Source organism: Nonomuraea sp. B10E15, from assembly GCF_039871615.1.
In the GTDB taxonomy this organism is placed as follows: domain Bacteria; phylum Actinomycetota; class Actinomycetes; order Streptosporangiales; family Streptosporangiaceae; genus Nonomuraea.
This window is the reverse complement of record NZ_JBDPMB010000045.1, coordinates 1-17545: the sequence shown is the minus strand read 5'-3', so window position 1 is coordinate 17545 and position 17545 is coordinate 1. Positions and strand designations below refer to the sequence as shown.

Here is a 17545-nt window from a genome sequence, read left to right as displayed (position 1 = left end):
GTGCTCCTGTCCGGGTGACCGTGGCGGGCCGGATGGGTGCAGTGATCGGGCGCCGATCGGCCAAGATATTCCTTGACACGAATATTCTTTAGGGTGAATACTTCTCGCCCATGGAGGCACTCATCGCCGCACTGGCCGACCCGGCCCGGTGGCGGCTCGTGACTTTGCTGGCCGAGCGGCCCAGGTCGGTCGGCGTCCTGGCCAAACTCGCCGAGGCGCGTCAGCCGCAGACGACCAAGCACCTGCAGACCCTCGAACGAGCAGGTGTCGTCGTCTCCCAGCGCACCGGCCAGCGTCGCGTGTACGCGCTCCAGCCCGGCCCCCTGCGGGATCTGGCGGCTGTGCTGCATCGGCTCGCGGACACCGCGGACCGGGGCGGAGGCCCACGCGAGACGTATGACCGTTACGGGGTAGGCCTCCACGCCGAGAGGCAGGCCGCACGGGCGCCGGGATGGGCCGACGGCCGCTCGTTCCGCTTCCGTCGCTCTCTGACAGGACGCCCCGAGCGGATCTGGCACTATCTGACCGACGCATCGCCGCTCGCCCGCTGGTGGGCGCCCGACGGACTGCGCGTCTCGGAGTTCGTGTTCGAGGCGCGACCGGGCGGGCGGATCGTCCTGGAATACCGCGATGCCGAGGACCTCGACGACTCCGACCTGGTCGTCGGGCGCGCACAGGGTGTCGTCGACGACCTACGCCCCGGCGAGCACCTGGCCTACCGGCTCTCCCCCCTGCTGCCCGACGGCGGCCTCGCCTTCACCGGCCACCTCGACTTCGACCTCCGGCACACCGAAACCGGCGCCGACCTGGAGGTCCATTACCGGATCACCGACAGCACCACCGGCTCGGCGGACTTCATCGCCGGCATCGAGATCGGCTTCGGCCAGAGCCTCGACCGGCTCGCGGCGGCCCTCGCCGCAGATCGTCGCAACACCGACGGCACCGCACACGACACCGACACGAGGAGCACGACATGACCGAGCAGACCGCCGGCCGCAAAGTCACCGCCAACCTGGTCATCAGCCTCGACGGACGCTACCACGGCGCCGGTGGGCCCACCGATTTCGCCGCGTTCGCCTCGTACGCAACCACCGACGTGGCGCGCGACCAGATGACCCGTATGCGGGAGAACGCGACCACCGCCGTGCTCGGCCGGGTCCTCGCCGAAGGGTTCATGGGGTACTGGCCGCCGGTCGCGGCCGACGACAACGCCGATCCGCGCGACCGCGGCTATGCCAAGTGGCTGGTCGACACTGAGAAGGTGGTCTTGTCGACCACCCTGGCCGAGGCGCCGTGGGAACGGACCCGCGTGGTGAACGCCCCCGCCGCTGATCTCGTCTCCGAGCTCAAGGCCGACGGCGAGGGCGACATCCTCGTCAACACCAGCCCCAGCGTCACCAAGGCGCTGCTGTCGGCCGACCTGCTCGACCGGATGTACCTCGTCCTCATCCCGGAGATCGCCGGAGGCGGGCTGCGACTGTTCGACGACGGCCTTCCGCCGTCGAAGTGGAAGCTCACCCACCAGGAGGCCGGCGAGCGCGGCGTGATGGCCCTGGTCTACGACCGGGTCCGCTGAACCGGCTCCGCAACGTTCCTGAGCTTGCCGGCCCGGGTTTCCGGTGGAACCCGCCGGAGGAAGATCTGGGGTCAGGCTCGGGGCACGCCGGTGAGGCGGGCGTTGACGAGATGCCGGCGTTCCGGCGGGAGGTCGTGAGCGTCCATGGCCCTTCGCAGCAGTTCGGCGTCGAACGCGTGCGCCGCCAGGTGGTCGAGGAGGGGTTCGTACCGATCGGGGCGGTCGCGCAGGAGTTCCGTCGCCAACCGCAGCTCCAGCCGCACCACGGGCACTCGGTACGCGCCACAAGCGATCATGACGTAGTGCTGCCACGGGCCGCGGCCGACGCACTCCATCCCGTCGGAGTCGGTCTCCCGCTCGACCGTGCTGATTTCCACGTGGACCCCGTTCACCTCGTACCTGGTGAAATACTGCGAGCTCTCGGGCAGCCACGATGGGGCGTACAGGCAGGGAAAGGGCGAGAGGGCGGAGGCGAACGTGTCCACGTCCTCGCGCCGGGCCGCCAACAGGTCGACGTCTCCGACGGGGAGCCGGACTCCTTGCAGCAGGGCGGCGCTCGTGCCGCCCACGCGGTACGTCGGGTCGGCCCCCGCCGCGCTCAGGGCGGTGAGAGCCGCCTCCAGCGCCGACGTCACATGTGCTCTTCGCAGTGATGCCATGCGGGTCAGCGTACGGAGCGCGGGCTCGTCCCCGTCAGGGGTGCGGCGTCGCCGAGCACTCCCGAGCGAAGCCCGGCTGCTCGGGCAGGCGCCAGTGCCCGGAGCGGGTGCCCGGGAAGGCTCGGGCGGTGGACTGCTCCTGACCGCGGGGCCTGGCATCAGCGGAAGGCCGCGGCGTTGCGCTTGGCCCAGTCGGCGAAGGTGGCGGGAGCACGGCCGAGGATCTTCTGGACATCGGGGCTGACGGTGCGTTCGCGGACGGTAGGGGTGCCGAGAATGTCGAGGGTGGTGTCGGCCACCGGGGCGGGCATGAACGTGAGCATCCGGGCGTGGGCCTCTTCCCTGGTCTGGTCGATGAAGGTGACGGGCTCGCCGATGGCGTCCCCGATCGCGGCCGCGCGCTGGCGCGGGGTGGTCGGCATCGGGCCGGTCAGTTCGTGGATCGCCTTCGTGTGGCCCGGTTGGGTCAGGGCGGCGGCGGCCACGGCGGCGATGTCGCCGGGGTCGATGACCGGGAGGCCGACCTCGCCGAAGGGCGCGGCGATCGTGCGGGTCGCCTTGACGGACGGGGCCCAGGCGTAGGCGTTGGAGGCGAAGCCGCCAGGCCGCAGGATGGTCCAGCCGGTGCCGGAATCCATGACGACCTGTTCGAAGGCGGCGAAGGCCTTTCCGTGGGACAGGGAGTCCGGGCGGGTGGCCACTCCCTGGGAGGAGAGCAGGACGATCTTTCCGTAACCCGCGAACGGAGCGACGACCCGAGCGGGGTCGCCGGCCATCATCAGGTCCCCGCCGACGAGCAGGAAGACCGCGTCCGCTGTGGAGGGCATGCCGGCGGACGGCTGGGAGAGGTCGGCGGAGACCGCGCGGACGCCGGGCGGCACGTCGCCATCGGTGATGCGGCGGGAGGCGGCGGTCACCTCATGGCCCTGCTCGGCGAGGATCCGGACCAGCGTGCGGCCGACATTTCCGGTGGCTCCCGTGACAACGATCACAATGGACTCCCCAGTTCTGAGTTAGTTGGCTGACTAAAAAGAACCTAGCACAGCGCCCACCGTCCCGACCACGCCCGGCAGCTGGACCAGCTCTCCGACCCCGCACCCGCCACTCCCGCTGTCCGCTTTGTCATCGTGTGTAGTACGGTGACCTGCGTGACTGCCGGGTCGGCCTTGGGCCACGCACCAGAGAGCAGCCCGGCTGACGCTTGATCGCCGGGCGGGCCCGCGGCCCGCCATCTTCTTCTCCCTTCAGTACGCACGGCAGAACGCACCCATGGAGAAGAATGGATTTCAACCAGCAGGTCATCGGCGAGTTCCGCGCCAACAACGGTCAGGTCGGCGGCTATTTCGAGGGAGCGAGACTGCTCCTGCTCACCACCACGGGCGCCCGCTCGGGCAAGCCGCACACGACTCCGCTCGGCTACCTGCCCGACGGCGGTGAGCGCACGCTGGTCATCGCCTCAGCCGGGGGAGCGCCGAACAACCCGGCCTGGTATCACAACCTGAAGGCCAACCCGCGCGCCACCGTGGAGACCGGCGTTCTCATCTTCGACGTCGAGGCGGAGATCCTGGAGGGCGCCGAGCGTGACGTGGCGTTCGCCCGCGCGGTGGAAAGCGACCCCGGATGGGCCGGCTACCAGGCCAAGACGACGCGTACCATCCCGGTCGTCGCACTTCGCGTGGTCGGCCGGCCCCGGGCCGGCGCACCGCCGGGCGGTGCGTACCTCAAGCTCGTGCACGACGGCTTCCGCCGCGAACTCGCGCTGATCCGCAAGGAACTGTCCGATTCGGGACGGCCAGGGCTGGGCGTGCAACTGCGCATCAACTGCCTGACCCTCTGCCAGGGGCTGCACCACCACCACACGGGCGAGGACACCATGATGTTCCCCGGCCTGGCCGAGGGGCATCCCTCGCTCGCTCCGACCTTGGAGCGGCTGGCCAAGGAGCACGAGCGCATCGCCGCGCTCCTGGAGGAGCTGAAGCAGACCCTTTCCGGTGATGATCCGCTGAAGGTACGGGCCGAGATCGAGCGGCTCGCCGACGAACTCGAAGCGCACCTGAGGTATGAGGAGGAGCAGCTGATCCCGATTCTCGACCTCGCCTGAAGCCCGCCGGCCGCGGGTCTCGTACCTGCCGGGAAACGATGACTCTCGTGGGCGCCCTCCCCGGCTGTGGCCGGGGAGGGCGCCCATCGTTCGGACGCCTTCGATGATCACCGGCGCTGGTCAGGTCAGCGACGTTGCAGGGCGAGCAACTCTGAGACCGTGACGAATCGGTATCCCTGGTCACGGAGGCCGATGATCAGGTCCTTGATGGCCGCGCGGGTGTTCTGCCCGCTGCCGTACCAGGGGTGGAGCAGGATGATCGATCCTGGCCTCGTCTGCTCGCGCACAGCCGCGACGATCTCGGTCGCGGTCGGGCTCCCGCCCGAGTCCGGCTCCACGTCCCACATCACCGTGCGCCTCCGGTGGTCGGCCAGATACAGCGGTAGCGCCAGCAACTTCTTGCCCGTCGGCGGACGGAACAGGATCTCGCCGCGCTGCCCCGCCGTCCGGATGGCCGCATCGGTGCGTTCGATCTCGCCCGCCACGGTGGAGGGGGAGACGAAGACCATGCGCCGATGGGTGTAGGTGTGGTTGGCGAGCTGATGGCCTGCGGCGACCAGCGCCTGCGCGTCCTGTGGCCGGGCCTCGACCTGGGTGCCGACGACGAAGAACGTCGCGCGAACGCGCTGCTCGGCGAGGACGCCGATGATCTCGCGGGTGTGCTCGTCGGGGCCGTCGTCGAAGGTCAGGGCGACGACCTTCTCGTCGGTCGTCACGCGGTCGGTCAGCTCTCCCGCCAGCTGGAAGGTCCGGGCGTTCATCAGCTGGTACAGACCCATCGCCCCGAGGAGGAGGAAGATGGCGAGAAGGGGCACGAGGAGCTTGAGCCATCTTCTTCGTACGGTCGTTTCGGCTGCGTCCATAGGCGATCATGGAATCATGAGCCGGAGAACCCGGAGGCCCTTCCCTCCGGAGCCGGCGGGAGCCGATCGGGAAGCCATGTCACTCGGACGGCTCCGGCGCGGGCGACCTCGACGTCCCGCACGCGCCGGTCGCCGAGGCAGCATGCGCGGGGACGGGCGGTCCGGGCCGGCCACGGCGCGATCTCCTGTTCGGTTTTGCGTTCGAGCGCGCTCGAAGGCATAACGTCCCCGCCATGACGACACAGACCTGGATCATCACTGGCGCGTCCCGCGGTTTCGGTCGGGCACTGGCGGAGTCGGCGCTCGGGGCGGGCGACCACGTGGTCGCGGCGGTGCGCCGGCCCGAGAGCGTGGCCGATCTGGCGGCCGAACACCCGGACAGCTGCCTGATCGCGAAGTTCGACGCCCGGGACGTCGCCGCGGCCGCGGACCTCGTACGCGACACCCTCGACCGCTTCGGTCAGCTCGATGTGCTGGTCAACAACGCCGGCCGGGCCGTGGTCGGAGCGGTTGAGGAGGTCAGCGACGCGCGGTTGCGTGAGCTGATGGGTCTGCACCTGTTCGGCCCTGCCGCGCTCGTACGGGCTGCGCTGCCCGCGATGCGTGCGCGGGGCGCCGGGACGATCGTGCAGATGAGCAGCCAGGGCGGGCGGACGTCGTTCCCCGGGGTGTCGGCGTACTCCGCGTCGAAGTTCGCCCTGGAAGGCTGGTCCGAGGCCCTGGCCGGTGAGGTGGCACCGTTCGGGATCCGCGTGATGCTCGTCGAGCCCAGCCGGTTCAGGACCGGCTTCAACGGGGGCGACGTGCTCGAGTTCGTCGAGCCGTCCGCGACCTACCGTGACGTGCTCGCCGACATCCGCGCGGACATGGCCGGGACCGACGGCCGCCAGGAAGGCGACCCGGCGCGGGCGGCCGAGATCATCGTGTCCCTCGTGCACGGTGACGAGGTGCCGCTGCGGCTGCCGCTCGGGCGCGAGGCGGTCGAGCGTCTCTCGCGTGCGTACCGGCGCGGCCTGGACGAGGTCGAGCGGTGGGCCGAGACCGCCCGCAGCGCCGACTTCGAGGGCGTCTCCGCATCGGTACGGCCCGTCTAGGCTCGGGGTCATGGCCACCGACGATCTGATGACCAGGGCGCTCGAAGCGCTTGGGGATGACGGTCCGCTGTCGGTCGAGGCAATCCACCGCCTCGCCGACCTGGCCGACCTGCCCGAGACGATGACGATCGCCGAGGTTGCCGGCCTTCTCGACATCTCGCCTCACACGCTGCGCTACTACGAGCGAACCGGGCTGGTCGAGGTGGCCCGCGACGGTAGCGGTCATCGCGTCTACGACGCCGGAGCGGTTCGGCGGCTGGTGTTCCTCACCCGGATGCGGTTGTCCGGCATGCCGATGCGTGACCTGCGGCACTACATCTCGCTCGTCGACGCAGGCGAGCACACGGTGCCCGAGCGGCTTGACGTCCTGGTCGAACATCGCGACATCCTCCGGCGCCGGATCCGTGAGCTGACCCTTTCCCTCACGGCGGTCGAATACAAGATCGCCACGTACGGTGGGTCGGCCGGGCCGGACGTCCAGGACCGCTAGTTCCAGGCGCCAGGCACCTGGTGGGGCACCTTGCCCTCGAGCTGCTTCTGGTCGAGCACCTCGCCCTTGAGCGGCGGCGCAACCGTGACCCGCCGTCCCCAGGCGGAGTAGCGGGTGTCCGACTCGACGCGGAGCACCGAGCCCTTCCAGTGGCGCAGGGCTCCCTTGGTGGTAAGCCGTTCGACGAGTCCCGCCCCGCTCAGGCGGAGGGTGTACGAGATGGTGCTGACGGGCTTGCTGATGGAGTAGCCGTGGAAGTTCGAGGCGAAGGAACGGGACACCTTGACCAGCTTGTCGGCCTTGATCGTGCCCTTCACCACCTCGCCCCGCCACGACGTGCGGTGAGCCAGCAGCGCCTTGAGCGTGGCGGGCTCGAGAACGTCCAGCAGCGGGTTGCTGGCAGGCAGATCGGTATGCGGGTAGCGCACCCAGTTCGTGCCCTGCGGCAGCACGTCGGCGAATCGAGGGCCTGAGACGTAGTCGTCGTGGCCTGACGAGATCACTCTCAGCGGCGTCTCTTCCAGGGCGGCGTCCTCCGCCATGCCGAGCTTTTCGCGGCGCTCATCGCCGTCCTGCTGTATTTCAGGCGCTGGGACGTATCGGAGGCTGTTACACCGCGCGGCCCGAACGCGACCAGGCCGTTCAGTTCCAGGGTGTAGTACACGCCGCGACCGTGATCCGTCTTCGCGGTGGAGACGACGTTCACGCCTTTGCCCGGGCTCAAGGCGGATCGGAGCGCTTTCACGGGGTCGGGCGCTGCCTGCACGGGGGCGGCGACGAGTTGTGCCAGGCCCGCGACCAGCATCACCCCCACGGCGGTCCGCATCATCACGATCCCTAAGAAAATGGACGGAGGGACGCAATAATCTTGTGGATACGAGATCAACTGTCAAGCCGATTCGGCTGAGTGACCGAGCCGGACAGGAGCCAGCGGTGCGGACGCGACGAGGTGCCCGGGTTGTGCTGCTGGACCAGGACGATCGGATTCTGATGATCCGGCACAGGGACGACGGCGCCATCGTCGTTCCCGGGTCTCCGGTCCGGGAGCTGTTCTGGGTGCCCCCGGGTGGAGGCTTGAAGGAGGACGAGGACTTCGTTCAGGCCGCTCGCCGGGAACTGCTGGAGGAGACCGGGCTGGCGGAGGTCGAGTGGGGGCCGTGCCTGTGGACCCTCGATGCGGACGTGCGGTGGCGCGGCGAACCCGTGCACATGCACGAGCGGTACTTCCTCGCGCGGGCACGCGGCACGCAGACCATCACCCGCGCCTATCTGGAACCGGGCGAACAGCAGGCGATCGTCGACCACCGATGGTGGTCCGTGGCTGAGCTTGTCGCGGCCCGGACCACGGAGACCCTGCGGCCTGTGGGACTTCCGGAGTTGCTGGCCGAGGTGCTGGCCGCAGGGGGACGTCCGTCAGGCGGGCCGCGTGCCCTGTCCGTCCAGCACGGCGCCACGGAGTGAGACGGGGTCAGGAGGCGGGCGTGGCGGTGTGGCGCTGATAGTGGCGTGCCGCCCGCGCCCGGTTGCCGCATGACGGCTTGCACCATTCCTGCCGCCCGTGGCTCTTGACGAAATAGCGCACGCAGCGCGGCGCGTTGCAGGCCCGCAACTGTTCGCGTTGCGGGCCGCTCAGGAAGTCGATGGCGGCCCGGGCCAGGGCGGCGATCAGCCGGACGTTCGCGTCGGATTCATCCGACAGCACGCCCGCCCGAGGTGGTGAGTCCGCGGGCCAGTCGAGTTGCGGGGCGATGGCTTCGCGGGCGGCCGCCGCGTTGAGGTGAGCCAGCGCCTGCTCGACCGGCATCAGCCGGTGGGCGTCGGCCCGGCTCGGCGGCGCGGGGCTGACCGCCTGCGCGAAGAGGGCCCGCACGGCCCGGCGCAGCTCGACGATCTCGCTGCCGAGTTTCTCGTCCACCGTGAGCGCCGCGACGTCGACGTGGCCGGCCAGCAGCTCGGCCAGCAGCTCGGCCTGCTGGTGGATCCAGCGGGCGGTGCTCTGCGGCGTGGCCAGGTCGTCGGCGACCCCGCCGCTGCCGTCATGGCGGATCGTGCTCGCCAGTTCAAGGGCCGGCCAGCGCTCCACGCTCACCCCTCCGGGTTGTCCATCTCCTCTTCGTACCTTACCGTTCTAACGGTAAATCTCATTAAACCATTAGAAGGGCGCCACGATGACGTTGTTGCTGGCCCAGATCAGCGACCTGCACCTCGACGGCACCGACAGAGCGCTCCGGCGCGCCACCCGGGTCATGAACTACCTGCGGGCACTTCCCCGACCGGTCGACGCCGTGCTGGTCACCGGCGACATCGCCGATCACGGGGAGGAGGCCGAGTACGAGCAGGCCGCCCAGGTCCTGGCCGCCCCCTTCCCCGTGCTCACCTGCCCCGGCAACCACGACGCCCGCCCGGCCTACCGCAAGGCACTGTTGCGGCAGCCGCCCGACCCCGGCCCCGTCAACGAGGTGCACCACATCGGTGGCACCGCCATCCTGATGTGCGACTCCACCATCCCCGGCCGCAACGAGGGCCGCCTCGACCCGGAAACCCTCGCCTGGATGCACGCCACCCTCGACAGCCTCGCCCCTGACACGCCCGCGCTGATCGCCTCCCACCAGCCGCCGGTCGCCCTCCATCACCCGTTGCCCGACTCCCAACGGCTGGAGGAGACCGGCGACCTGGCCGCTCTGCTCGACGCCCACCGACAGGTCGTGGCCGTGCTCACCGGCCACGCTCACACGCCGGCCGCGTCCACCTTCGCGGGCCGCCCCCTGATCGTCGCGCCGGCCATCACCTGGACCCTGCGCCTGCCGTGGGAGGGCGACCAGCCCGCCGACCGCGAGCAACCGCCCGGCCTGGCCTTTCACATCCTGGACGACGACCGCCGCCTGACCACCCATTACCGCGTGGTGCTGAAGGGGTGATCCACCCGTACGCGGTCGCCGCGTTCGTCCTGGCGATCCTGCCCGTCATCGCCACCCCGGGTGCCAGCCTGACCCTGCTGATCCACCACGTCGCAGCCGGCGGCCGCCGCCGGGCTCTGCCCGTCATCCTCGGTACGGTCAGCGGCCTGTACGCCCACGCGACCCTGGCCGTCGCCGGCCTGTCGGCGCTGGTCATGCACTCCAGCCAGGCCTTCACCGCCGTCAAACTCCTCGGCGCGGCCTACCTCGTCTGCCTGGGCCTGTGGACCTGGCGCTCCACGACCAGGCCTCCCCCTCCCGCGCTGACGGACCAGCCGGAAAGGCGGACCGGCTCCGTCTACACCCAGGCCCTGCTCGCGAACGTGCTCAACCCCAAGGCGGCCTCGATCTACCTGACCCTGGTCCCGCAGTTCGTCCAGCCCGGGCGCGATCTCGGCGGGCAGATCATCGCCCTGGCCACCGCCCACGCCCTGCTGATCTCGGTGTGGTTGCTGGCCTGGACGGCGCTCCTCCATCGGGGGGCGCGGCTCCTGCACAGGGCCCGCTTCAAGCGTGCGGCCGGCAAGGTGGCGGCGGTGGTGCTCGTCGTCCTCGGCCTCCGGGCCGCCACGACGTAGGCGGTGTACACCGGCCACGGGTGAGACGCGCCGTGCGCGGCAGTCAGTCGGACAAGGGCTCCTACACGACGTACGCCGGTCCGGTGAGCGTGTACGCCAAGGGCAAGTGCATCAGCTTCGCGGGGCAGGTCGGCAGCAGCAGGCCGCTCGAAGGCGTGACCAACGCCTATTGCGACTGACCGCGGACGACCCTGAACAGCCGGTACGTGGCCCCTGGGTGGCCGGGGCCGCACCGGTCACCCGCTGCGCAGGCGAGACGTGTCCCCTTCGGGGCCGGGGCGCGTACGGCCTGCGGCGAGGGCGATCGCGGAGGCGGCGGCGCACAGGATCGCGGTCCACGCCAGGGTCGCCTCGGTGGAGGTGTGGTCGGCGACCACGCCGGCGATCCACGGCCCGGCGGTCTGGCCTGCCGCGAACACCGTGGTGAAGGCCGCCAGCGTGGCGGTCCAGTCGGCGGACGGGACGTTGCCCTTGATGAGGGCGGTGATCGCGGCGGGGACGCCCATGAAGGTGGCCCCGTAGACGATCGCGGAGGCGAGGATGACCGGCGGCGCGGGTGCCGCCAGCGCCAGCGCGGCGCCGCCACCCAGGAGCGCGAGCAGGGTGGCCAGGGCCCGGGTGCCGGGCCATCGGGTGGTGGGACGGTTCCACAGCGCGGGGGCGGCGATGACGGCCAGGCCGAGCGCCGTCCAGGTGAGCACCACCTGCCCGAGCGGGGCGCGCTGGTCGGCGAGGTAGGCGGACAGGAACGTGATGTAGGTGATGTATCCGGCGGCGAACAGCAGGTAGGCCAGGGCGGGTCCCCACAGCGGGCGCACGCGGGCCTGGCCGGCCGTGGCGGGTCGCGCGTCCCCGTCCGTACGCGCCGCGCCCCAGCTCGCCACGGTGGCCAGCGCGGCGGCGGCGGCCAGGCCGGCCCAGCCCAGGCGCCAGTGCTCGCCCAGCACGGGGACGCCCACGCCGCTGGCGACGATGCCCAGGCCGGTGCCGGCGAAGTACACGGTGATGGGCGTCCCGGAGGCCGCGCGGGCGGCGATGTGTGAGGCGATCACGCCGCCGGTGACGAACACCACCGCCCCCGCCACTCCGGCCGCGGCCCGCGCGGCGAGCAACGGCAGGTAGGCGTCGCTCGCCGCGGTGGCGGCCAGCGACACGGCCGTGAGCGCCATGCCGATGCGGAAGGCGGCGGTGGTGCCCCAGCGGCGCACGACCGCGGCGGTCACCAGCGCGCCGAGGAGGTAGCCGAGCCCGTTGGCGGTGCTCATCGCCCCGGCCTCGGACAACGTCCAGCGCAGGTCCTCGCGCATGGCGGGGAGGAGGAGGCCGTAGGCGAAGCGCGCGAGGCCGAGGGCCGAGGCGGTGCCGAGCGCCAGCAGGCCCGCCTGCCATGCCGCACCGGACCCCGCCTTCGGCGCCGTCCGCGTCATCGGCCGCACCTTCCGGTGGCGGCGTCGCGGCGGCGGGTCGCGGCGTTGCGGGCTTGCGGGGAGGCGAACTGGGCGGGCATGGCACCCCATAGATCGAACCGATCGGTACGAACTCGATGCTAGCAGCGGAAGCACGACGTTCCGCCAGGCGGCAGCGCCGGTCCTCCGCAGGTCGCGCGGGCCCGCAACGTCGACGTACCGAGGCCCGGCGACCCGCCGGCTCGGGCGCGGCCGTGCGGGATGTCCGGCTGGAGATGTCCGCCGACGACGGCAGGACCTGGCAGCCCGTCAAGGCGCGACGTGGGGGGACGGCTGGCGCGCAACGATAACGAATCCCGATACATCAGGATTCGTTTCTCTTCGGGCTGAAGTCACGGATAAGTCCGGTGTCACGCTCACCCAGACGATTGCCCGTGCATACGCGGTCGGATAACAAGGAAACGGGCTGCTCCCGCATGGGCGGCGGCGCCCATTTCTGCCCTGTGGCCCGCATGCGGCGCAGTCCACAGGGCTTTCCGTCGCCCTCCGGTGGGGGCCCAAATGTTTGAGAATTAATTCTCCCGCCCACGCCAGGTCGTGCCGTCGAATCCATGAGGCGTTTGTTAATCTCCACAACGCAAACGGTCCGTTCGCAGCTGGAGGGGAAATCTCATGGCTCGACCGCACGTCCGAACACTGGCATTTCTGGCGGCAATGGGCGCCGCGCTGCCGGTGGTGGCCCAGGTGCCGGCGCACGCCTCCGCCCTGCCGGTCTTCAGCAGTTGCCAGGACGTCCGCCGGACGAATCCGATCGCCAGGGACGGCACGTACCTGCTCATCAACAACGGAAACGTGTTCACGGTGTACTGCCACAACATGGCCACCAGGCCCAGCGAATACATCACTCTCGTGAGGAGGGGCCGGGACGCCAATTTCTCGCAGTACACCGCCGGCGGCGCCTCACCCGGCACGGACGTCAGGACGGCCTTCACCAGGCTGCGCGTCGACCCCCGCACCCTGACCGTGGACATCGGCGACCTGACCTTCGCGTCGTCCACCGGTTCGCTGCGGCACAGCTCGACGACCGTGACGAGCATGCCCTACGGCGCCGCCATGGCGTGCACCGGCCGGGCCGACGGCCGGGGCAACATCGACCTGCGTGACACGCCGTTCCAGGTGGACGACACCTTCGTCACGGCCGGCAACGGCGCCCACGGGTCGGCGAGCGTGAGCGCGCGCAACCAGGTGGTCGGCCTGCGGGGCGGCGGCTACTGCGGCTGGATCACGCCGGCTCCGGCGATGTACAACCCCTTCAACCCGAGGCCGGGCACGCCCCACCTCGAGCTGAGGTGCGCGGGCGACGGCATGGTCTTCTCGCGGGGCCAGTTCTGCCTCCGCCTCGACGACGGCGCCCCGGTCACCACGCAGGTGCGGCGGCAGGGCGGCCAGGGACGGGTCATCGTGCAGCACGGCGGCAAGGCGGTGGCGGTGCTGGCCCCCGACGGTCAGGTGCGCTCCCTGCGCTGAGACGTTCCGCTCGGCAGGCCCGGTTCCCTGACGGGGAGCCGGGCCTGCCGCTGTACGCGGTGCGTGAGTGCGGGGGCGCGGTCAGGCCGGCGTCCGCGTCACGGTCAGGAGGCGCAGCTCGTCGTGGACGATCTGGCGTACGGACTGCGGCGTGAATTTCTCCGGGTACGTCGCCGTCTGTAGCGTCAGGCCGTCGATGAACACGTGGAGCCGCTGGGCCTGCCTCTCCAGCGAGGCCTGCGCGAACTCCTGCCCCGGCTGGTCATGAAGCGGCAGGCCGTGGCAGGAGGCGACCGCGAGGCGGCAGATGTGGCGTTCGCCCGCCCAGCCCGTCCGGCGCAGCCGGGCCAGCGACTCGTCCACGTGCGATCGCATCAGGCAGGCCAGCCAGACGTCGACCTCCACCCGCCGGTCGCCGTCGAGGGGGAGAAGCTCTTCGAGCATGAGCTGGGCGCGGCGCTCGCCCGGCACGTCCGCGCGGAGATGGGCGGAGATGCGCCGGGTGACGCTTCTGGCGATCGCCTCCGCCGCGAAGCGGAGCAGGCCGCGCTGGTTGTCGAAGTAGTGGCGCAGGCCGCCGGCCGAGAGGCCGGCCGCCTCGGCGACCTTGCGCACGGTGGCGCCTTCGATGCCCTCGCGGCTGATGACCTCCCACACGACGCGGACGATCTCCTCGCGCCGCTGATCGTGGTCGACGATCTTCGGCATGCTCTTATTACAGCACACCTGTACGGTTTCCTATACGGTACAAGCGTGCGAAATAAGATGCCTTATGCCGTCCTGGGTGGTGGCTTGGCCCTGATCGCCGGATCGGCGCTGTGGCTGGTGCTGACCGGCGCCACCGACATCCGCTATTCCGCCGACCACGCCGGCACCGTGCCCATGTGGCACCGCTGGATCCCGGTGCTGGCCGGGCTGGCCCTCGTACGGCTGGTGCCGCCCAGGGCGGAGCTCGCGGGTGGGGTGACGGGAGGGCGTGGCCTCAGGCTCCAGGCGGGCCTGCTCCTCGGGTCGGCGCTGGCCTTCGCCGTGGCGCTCCGGTGGTCGGGCGGCGGCGAACCCGCGCACACGGCGCTCAAGCTCGCGTTGTTGCTGGCCGTACCGGCAGCGGTGTTCTGGTGGTCGCGGCGGGATCCCGTCACCCACGTGCGCGAGCCCCTGAGGGCCTGGCGCCGCTACGGCCCCGCCGCGCCGGTGGCCGCCTGGCTCCTTCTCTCCTACGCGAGCCCGTTGGCCCTGCCGCCCAGCGACTTCGCGGCGACCGTCGATCCCGTCACCCTGGTGATCACCGTGGTCGTGGTGTTCGCCGTCAACAGCCTGCTCGAAGAGGTCTTCTACCGGCGCTGGCTGCAGACCCGATGGGAGCACCTGCTGGGTCCCTGGCCCGCGATCGTCCTTTCCTCGCTGCTCTGGGCGGCCTGGCACGTCGGTATTCAGGGCGCTGGGGACCTGCCGGGAGACCTGGCCGCCACGTTCGTCAACCAGGGGGTCCAGGGGTTGTTCCTCGGCTACCTGTGGAGCCGCTACCGGCTGATGTGGCCCCTCCTGACCGTGCACGGCGCGGTGAACGCCGCCCCCGTCCTGCTGGGACTGTGGTGACCCGCGCCTCGTGAGATAATGACGGGGTACGGAGCCCTCTCCGCCTCGGACCGCGTCCAGGCGAGAGGGTTTTTTCATGCCCGCGGTGACGCCTTCCCGCGGACGCCTTCTCCCCGATCAAGGAGTGATCCCCGTGGACCTGGGTCTGACCTGCCCGCGTTTCACCTGGCCCGGTGGCGACGCCGCCATCTCCGACAGGTTCGCCGCCGCGGCCCGCGGCGCCGACCAGGCGGGGTTGCGCAGCTTCTGGGTGATGGACCATCTCTTCCAGATCCCCAACTTCGGGACCGTGGAGGATCCGATGCTGGAGGCGTACGGCGCGCTGTCCTACGCCGCCGCCCTCACCGGCCGGGTGAGCCTGGGCGCGCTCGTGACCGGCGCCGTCCACCGCGAGCCTGGCCTGCTGGTGAAGCAGGTCAGCACCCTCGACGCGCTCTCCGGCGGGCGGGCGGTGCTCGGTATCGGCGCTGGCTGGTACGAGCCCGAGGCCCGTGGGCTCGGCCTGCGTTTCCCGCCCTTGGCGGAGCGGTTCGAGCGGCTGGAGGAGACGCTCCAGATCGCCCGGCAGATGTGGAGCGACACGGACGAACTGTACGAGGGCCGCCACTACCGGCTGGAACGCACGCTCAACGCCCCCCAGGCGAACCCGCCCGTCCTCATCGGCGGCAGCGGGGAGAAGAAGACCCTCCGGCTCGTCGCCGAATACGCCGACATGTGCAACTTCCTGTACGGCGCGGACGTCACGCACAAGCTCGGCGTGTTGCGCGCCCACTGCGAGCGGCTGGGACGGCCCTACGAGGAGATCGAGAAGACCCTCCACATGCGCGTCCCCGACGGCCAGAGCGTCGAGGAGAGCGTCCAGCGCTGCGGCGAGCTCGCCGGGCTGGGCATCGACCACGTCATCGTGGCCGTGCCGGACGCGGCCGACGACCGGTGGCTGGCGCACCTGGCCGAACTGGCCGTACGGATCGCCGGCATCACCCCGTCCGGCCGCTGAGCGCTGGGGCGGCCGAGACGTCCCCGGCCGCCGCTCCGCTGTCGTCCACGTCCCGCCGGAGAGGTCACGGGCGAGCGCGGAGGTCGTGCGTCCGGGTCAGCAGCGGGGCGCCACCGCGTCGATGCGGCCGCCGAAGTCGTTGTCGTAGACCCTGCGGTAGTCGCCGTTCCTGACGATGCGGGTCTCCTTCCTGGTGGGCACGTGGATCCAGTTGATGAAGCAGCCGGCGGCGTGGGCCCGGAACGACCCGACGTTGTCGTGCAGCGCGGGCGGCACGTCGACGTAGCCGTTGCCCGGGTTCCAGCACCAGGACGCGCCCGTGTAGTTTCTGCCGCTCCACAGGCAGATGTCGCCCGCCCTGGACGATCCAGGAGCCGCCGCGGCCGGGACGGCGCCCGCCACCAGGACGAGGCCGACGGCGGTGGTGAGAGCGGTGGTGAGGGTGGCGATCCGCGCGCGAGTGGTCTTCATGCAGTTCTCCTCGTGTCGGTGCTGCCGCGGGCTGCTGCCCGGCGGCTCCGTCACATTGTGTAGCAGTGCGGATACGGACCGCGTCCGCCCGGTGGATACAAGATCCGGGACCTGGGGCGGGGGAGAACTGACGTACTCGTGACAGCGGTCGCTCAGGGGGGCGTGAGGTCGCCGGTGAGGTGGTGCTGCACGACCGGGGCCACGTACGCGACCGCGGCAGGCCGGTCCAGGGCGGCCAGCGGCTCGACGCGCAGGACGTAGCGCGCGGTCGCGACGCCGAACAGGTAGGCGCCGGTGAGGGTGGCGCGGAGCTCGGCCTGGTCGGCCCCGATGGCGCGGGCCAGAGGCAACATCACCGCGTCCGTCATGAACGCCGTCACCATCGCCGAGGCGCTGGGAGCCGCGGCGGCGGCCCTGATCACGGCGAGCATCCGGGGGCCGGTGTGCGGGTCCTCCCACAGTTCCAGGTAGCGGTCGGCGAGCCGGGCGCCGAGGTCGGACGGGTCGCCCTCGCCGGCGAGCGAGACCAGCGAGGCGACGGGCGGGTCGTCGCGGAGGGCGGCGTCGAAGAGGCCGTCCTTGCTGCCGAAGAACTGCAGGACCAGCGCCGGATCGACGCCCGCGGCGCGGGCGACGCCCCTGATCGTGGTGAGGACGTAGCCGTGTTCGGCGAAGCTCCGCTGCGCGGCGGCCAGGATGTCGACCCGTGTCCGTGTCGTGCCTGGCCGGCGGCCTCCTGGCCTTGTGGTCACTCGTTCAAGCATAGCCATCGATGTTGAACTTCTCGGTCACTCCGACTAACTTGGCCTCAACACTGTTGATATATGGAGGCGTGACCATGGAGTACCTGCTTGTCCGCCAGCGGTTCACCGACTACGACCAGTGGCGCGCGGCGTTCGACAGCCTGGCGGAGGTCCGGGCGGCGGCCGGCATGCGTACGGCGCTCGTCAGCGTCAACGCCGACCAGCCCGATGAGGCCGTCGTGCTGTTCGAGTGCGAGGACGCGCAGGCCATGCAGCAGCACTACGCGTCGGAGGCGCTCCAGGACGCGCACCGGCGCGCCGGCGTGGTGCCCGGAAGCAACCAGGCCACGGTGCTGCTCACCCGCTGACAGAGATGATGTAGGGGAGCACCTCCCGCCAGTCCTGACCCACCCTCTGACTGACCTCGGGTCTTCAACGGGATCTGTCGGTCTGAGCGGGAAGTGCTCGCCTGCACCCACCGGAC

The 17545-nt window shown here is 70.8% G+C and carries 23 protein-coding genes; 13 read left to right on the top strand and 10 right to left on the bottom strand.

Annotated features, from left to right (window positions below):
- Positions 1–110 precede the first annotated feature (110 nt).
- The gene (locus tag ABGB14_RS49355; protein ID WP_347650839.1) at positions 111–977 is read left to right on the top strand and encodes a metalloregulator ArsR/SmtB family transcription factor; all 867 of its coding nucleotides are present in this window, start codon (positions 111–113) and stop codon (positions 975–977) included.
- A complete protein-coding gene (locus tag ABGB14_RS49350) occupies positions 974–1576 on the top strand; it encodes a dihydrofolate reductase family protein (protein ID WP_347650838.1) in 603 nt (200 codons plus the stop codon). Before ABGB14_RS49355 ends, ABGB14_RS49350 begins: the two co-directional genes overlap by 4 nt.
- A gap of 71 nt (positions 1577–1647) precedes the next feature.
- Here the strand turns inward: ABGB14_RS49350 and ABGB14_RS49345 are convergent, their stop codons facing one another.
- Positions 1648–2235, bottom strand: coding sequence for a hypothetical protein (locus ABGB14_RS49345; RefSeq protein ID WP_347650836.1), 588 nt, complete (start codon positions 2233–2235; stop codon positions 1648–1650).
- Between the two features lie 158 nt (positions 2236–2393).
- Positions 2394–3227 carry an NAD(P)H-binding protein gene (locus tag ABGB14_RS49340; protein WP_347650835.1) on the bottom strand — a complete coding sequence of 278 codons (834 nt, stop codon included), beginning with the start codon at positions 3225–3227 and terminating at the stop codon, positions 2394–2396.
- Positions 3228–3514: 287 nt separating this feature from the next.
- On the opposite strand from ABGB14_RS49340, the gene ABGB14_RS49335 reads away from it, so the two are divergent.
- A complete protein-coding gene (locus tag ABGB14_RS49335) occupies positions 3515–4336 on the top strand; it encodes a nitroreductase/quinone reductase family protein (protein ID WP_347650834.1) in 822 nt (273 codons plus the stop codon).
- 125 nt (positions 4337–4461) lie between these two features.
- Here the strand turns inward: ABGB14_RS49335 and ABGB14_RS49330 are convergent, their stop codons facing one another.
- Positions 4462–5199 carry a polysaccharide deacetylase family protein gene (locus ABGB14_RS49330; protein ID WP_347650833.1) on the bottom strand — a complete coding sequence of 246 codons (738 nt, stop codon included), beginning with the start codon at positions 5197–5199 and terminating at the stop codon, positions 4462–4464.
- A 233-nt stretch (positions 5200–5432) separates the two neighbouring features.
- Between ABGB14_RS49330 and ABGB14_RS49325 the strand changes: the two genes are divergently transcribed.
- Both ABGB14_RS49325 and ABGB14_RS49320 read left to right on the top strand, forming a co-directional pair.
- Positions 5433–6293, top strand: a complete 861-nt coding sequence (locus tag ABGB14_RS49325; RefSeq protein ID WP_347650832.1) for an SDR family NAD(P)-dependent oxidoreductase — start codon at positions 5433–5435, stop codon at positions 6291–6293.
- A 10-nt stretch (positions 6294–6303) separates the two neighbouring features.
- Entirely contained in the window at positions 6304–6783 is a 480-nt protein-coding gene (locus ABGB14_RS49320) for a MerR family transcriptional regulator (RefSeq protein WP_347650831.1), read from the top strand.
- Here the strand turns inward: ABGB14_RS49320 and ABGB14_RS49315 are convergent.
- Entirely contained in the window at positions 6780–7325 is a 546-nt protein-coding gene (locus tag ABGB14_RS49315) for a hypothetical protein (protein ID WP_347650829.1), read from the bottom strand. The genes ABGB14_RS49320 and ABGB14_RS49315 overlap by 4 nt on opposite strands.
- Entirely contained in the window at positions 7289–7615 is a 327-nt protein-coding gene (locus ABGB14_RS49310; RefSeq protein WP_347650860.1) for a hypothetical protein, read from the bottom strand. Before ABGB14_RS49310 ends, ABGB14_RS49315 begins: the two co-directional genes overlap by 37 nt.
- Between ABGB14_RS49310 and ABGB14_RS49305 the strand changes: the two genes are divergently transcribed.
- Positions 7567–8244, top strand: a complete 678-nt coding sequence (locus ABGB14_RS49305) for an NUDIX domain-containing protein (protein ID WP_347650828.1) — start codon at positions 7567–7569, stop codon at positions 8242–8244. The genes ABGB14_RS49310 and ABGB14_RS49305 overlap by 49 nt on opposite strands.
- A 7-nt stretch (positions 8245–8251) precedes the next feature.
- Here ABGB14_RS49305 and ABGB14_RS49300 read toward each other — a convergent pair whose 3' ends face one another.
- The gene (locus tag ABGB14_RS49300) at positions 8252–8866 is read right to left on the bottom strand and encodes a CGNR zinc finger domain-containing protein (RefSeq protein ID WP_347650826.1); all 615 of its coding nucleotides are present in this window, start codon (positions 8864–8866) and stop codon (positions 8252–8254) included.
- A gap of 85 nt (positions 8867–8951) precedes the next feature.
- Here ABGB14_RS49300 and ABGB14_RS49295 point away from each other — a divergent pair, with 85 nt between their 5' ends.
- From ABGB14_RS49295 to ABGB14_RS49285, 3 genes are read left to right on the top strand one after another with little or no spacing between them, the layout of a single operon-like run.
- On the top strand, positions 8952–9701 hold the full coding sequence (locus tag ABGB14_RS49295) for a phosphodiesterase (RefSeq protein ID WP_347650825.1): 750 nt from the start codon (positions 8952–8954) through the stop codon (positions 9699–9701).
- Entirely contained in the window at positions 9698–10318 is a 621-nt protein-coding gene (locus ABGB14_RS49290) for a LysE family translocator (RefSeq protein ID WP_347650824.1), read from the top strand. Before ABGB14_RS49295 ends, ABGB14_RS49290 begins: the two co-directional genes overlap by 4 nt.
- 20 nt (positions 10319–10338) lie before the next feature.
- Entirely contained in the window at positions 10339–10497 is a 159-nt protein-coding gene (locus tag ABGB14_RS49285) for a hypothetical protein (RefSeq protein WP_347650823.1), read from the top strand.
- 57 nt (positions 10498–10554) lie between these two features.
- On the opposite strand, the gene ABGB14_RS49280 is transcribed toward ABGB14_RS49285, so the two are convergent.
- Positions 10555–11745, bottom strand: coding sequence for a YbfB/YjiJ family MFS transporter (locus ABGB14_RS49280; protein ID WP_347650822.1), 1191 nt, complete (start codon positions 11743–11745; stop codon positions 10555–10557).
- Positions 11746–12396: 651 nt separating this feature from the next.
- Here ABGB14_RS49280 and ABGB14_RS49275 point away from each other — a divergent pair.
- Positions 12397–13251 (top strand): GON domain-containing protein, encoded by an 855-nt coding sequence (locus tag ABGB14_RS49275; protein ID WP_347650821.1) that lies wholly within the window; start codon positions 12397–12399, stop codon positions 13249–13251.
- Between the two features lie 81 nt (positions 13252–13332).
- Here ABGB14_RS49275 and ABGB14_RS49270 read toward each other — a convergent pair whose 3' ends face one another.
- A complete protein-coding gene (locus ABGB14_RS49270) occupies positions 13333–13959 on the bottom strand; it encodes a TetR family transcriptional regulator C-terminal domain-containing protein (protein ID WP_347650820.1) in 627 nt (208 codons plus the stop codon).
- A gap of 45 nt (positions 13960–14004) precedes the next feature.
- Between ABGB14_RS49270 and ABGB14_RS49265 the strand changes: the two genes are divergently transcribed.
- Positions 14005–14850 carry a type II CAAX endopeptidase family protein gene (locus tag ABGB14_RS49265; RefSeq protein WP_347650819.1) on the top strand — a complete coding sequence of 282 codons (846 nt, stop codon included), beginning with the start codon at positions 14005–14007 and terminating at the stop codon, positions 14848–14850.
- Positions 14851–14983: 133 nt separating this feature from the next.
- A complete protein-coding gene (locus ABGB14_RS49260; RefSeq protein WP_347650818.1) occupies positions 14984–15847 on the top strand; it encodes a TIGR03560 family F420-dependent LLM class oxidoreductase in 864 nt (287 codons plus the stop codon).
- A gap of 96 nt (positions 15848–15943) precedes the next feature.
- Here the strand turns inward: ABGB14_RS49260 and ABGB14_RS49255 are convergent, their stop codons facing one another.
- A complete protein-coding gene (locus ABGB14_RS49255; RefSeq protein WP_347650817.1) occupies positions 15944–16318 on the bottom strand; it encodes a peptidase inhibitor family I36 protein in 375 nt (124 codons plus the stop codon).
- Between the two features lie 152 nt (positions 16319–16470).
- On the bottom strand, positions 16471–17070 hold the full coding sequence (locus ABGB14_RS49250) for a TetR family transcriptional regulator (RefSeq protein WP_347650816.1): 600 nt from the start codon (positions 17068–17070) through the stop codon (positions 16471–16473).
- 86 nt (positions 17071–17156) lie between these two features.
- Here ABGB14_RS49250 and ABGB14_RS49245 point away from each other — a divergent pair, with 86 nt between their 5' ends.
- Complete coding sequence (locus tag ABGB14_RS49245; RefSeq protein ID WP_347650815.1) at positions 17157–17429, top strand: antibiotic biosynthesis monooxygenase; 273 nt, start codon at positions 17157–17159, stop codon at positions 17427–17429.
- Positions 17430–17545: the final 116 nt, after the last annotated feature.

What these genes read in the sequence shown, in the direction of transcription:
- ABGB14_RS49355 (WP_347650839.1), top strand. Translation starts at nt 111, where the DNA reads ATGGAGGCACTCATCGCCGCACTGGCCGACCCGGCCCGGTGGCGGCTC.
- ABGB14_RS49350 (WP_347650838.1), top strand. Translation starts at nt 974, where the DNA reads ATGACCGAGCAGACCGCCGGCCGCAAAGTCACCGCCAACCTGGTCATC.
- ABGB14_RS49345 (WP_347650836.1), bottom strand. Translation starts at nt 2,235, where the DNA reads ATGGCATCACTGCGAAGAGCACATGTGACGTCGGCGCTGGAGGCGGCT.
- ABGB14_RS49335 (WP_347650834.1), top strand. Translation starts at nt 3,515, where the DNA reads ATGGATTTCAACCAGCAGGTCATCGGCGAGTTCCGCGCCAACAACGGT.
- ABGB14_RS49330 (WP_347650833.1), bottom strand. Translation starts at nt 5,199, where the DNA reads ATGGACGCAGCCGAAACGACCGTACGAAGAAGATGGCTCAAGCTCCTC.
- ABGB14_RS49325 (WP_347650832.1), top strand. Translation starts at nt 5,433, where the DNA reads ATGACGACACAGACCTGGATCATCACTGGCGCGTCCCGCGGTTTCGGT.
- ABGB14_RS49320 (WP_347650831.1), top strand. Translation starts at nt 6,304, where the DNA reads ATGGCCACCGACGATCTGATGACCAGGGCGCTCGAAGCGCTTGGGGAT.
- ABGB14_RS49315 (WP_347650829.1), bottom strand. Translation starts at nt 7,325, where the DNA reads ATGGCGGAGGACGCCGCCCTGGAAGAGACGCCGCTGAGAGTGATCTCG.
- ABGB14_RS49295 (WP_347650825.1), top strand. Translation starts at nt 8,952, where the DNA reads ATGACGTTGTTGCTGGCCCAGATCAGCGACCTGCACCTCGACGGCACC.
- ABGB14_RS49280 (WP_347650822.1), bottom strand. Translation starts at nt 11,745, where the DNA reads ATGACGCGGACGGCGCCGAAGGCGGGGTCCGGTGCGGCATGGCAGGCG.
- ABGB14_RS49275 (WP_347650821.1), top strand. Translation starts at nt 12,397, where the DNA reads ATGGCTCGACCGCACGTCCGAACACTGGCATTTCTGGCGGCAATGGGC.
- ABGB14_RS49270 (WP_347650820.1), bottom strand. Translation starts at nt 13,959, where the DNA reads ATGCCGAAGATCGTCGACCACGATCAGCGGCGCGAGGAGATCGTCCGC.
- ABGB14_RS49255 (WP_347650817.1), bottom strand. Translation starts at nt 16,318, where the DNA reads ATGAAGACCACTCGCGCGCGGATCGCCACCCTCACCACCGCTCTCACC.
- ABGB14_RS49245 (WP_347650815.1), top strand. Translation starts at nt 17,157, where the DNA reads ATGGAGTACCTGCTTGTCCGCCAGCGGTTCACCGACTACGACCAGTGG.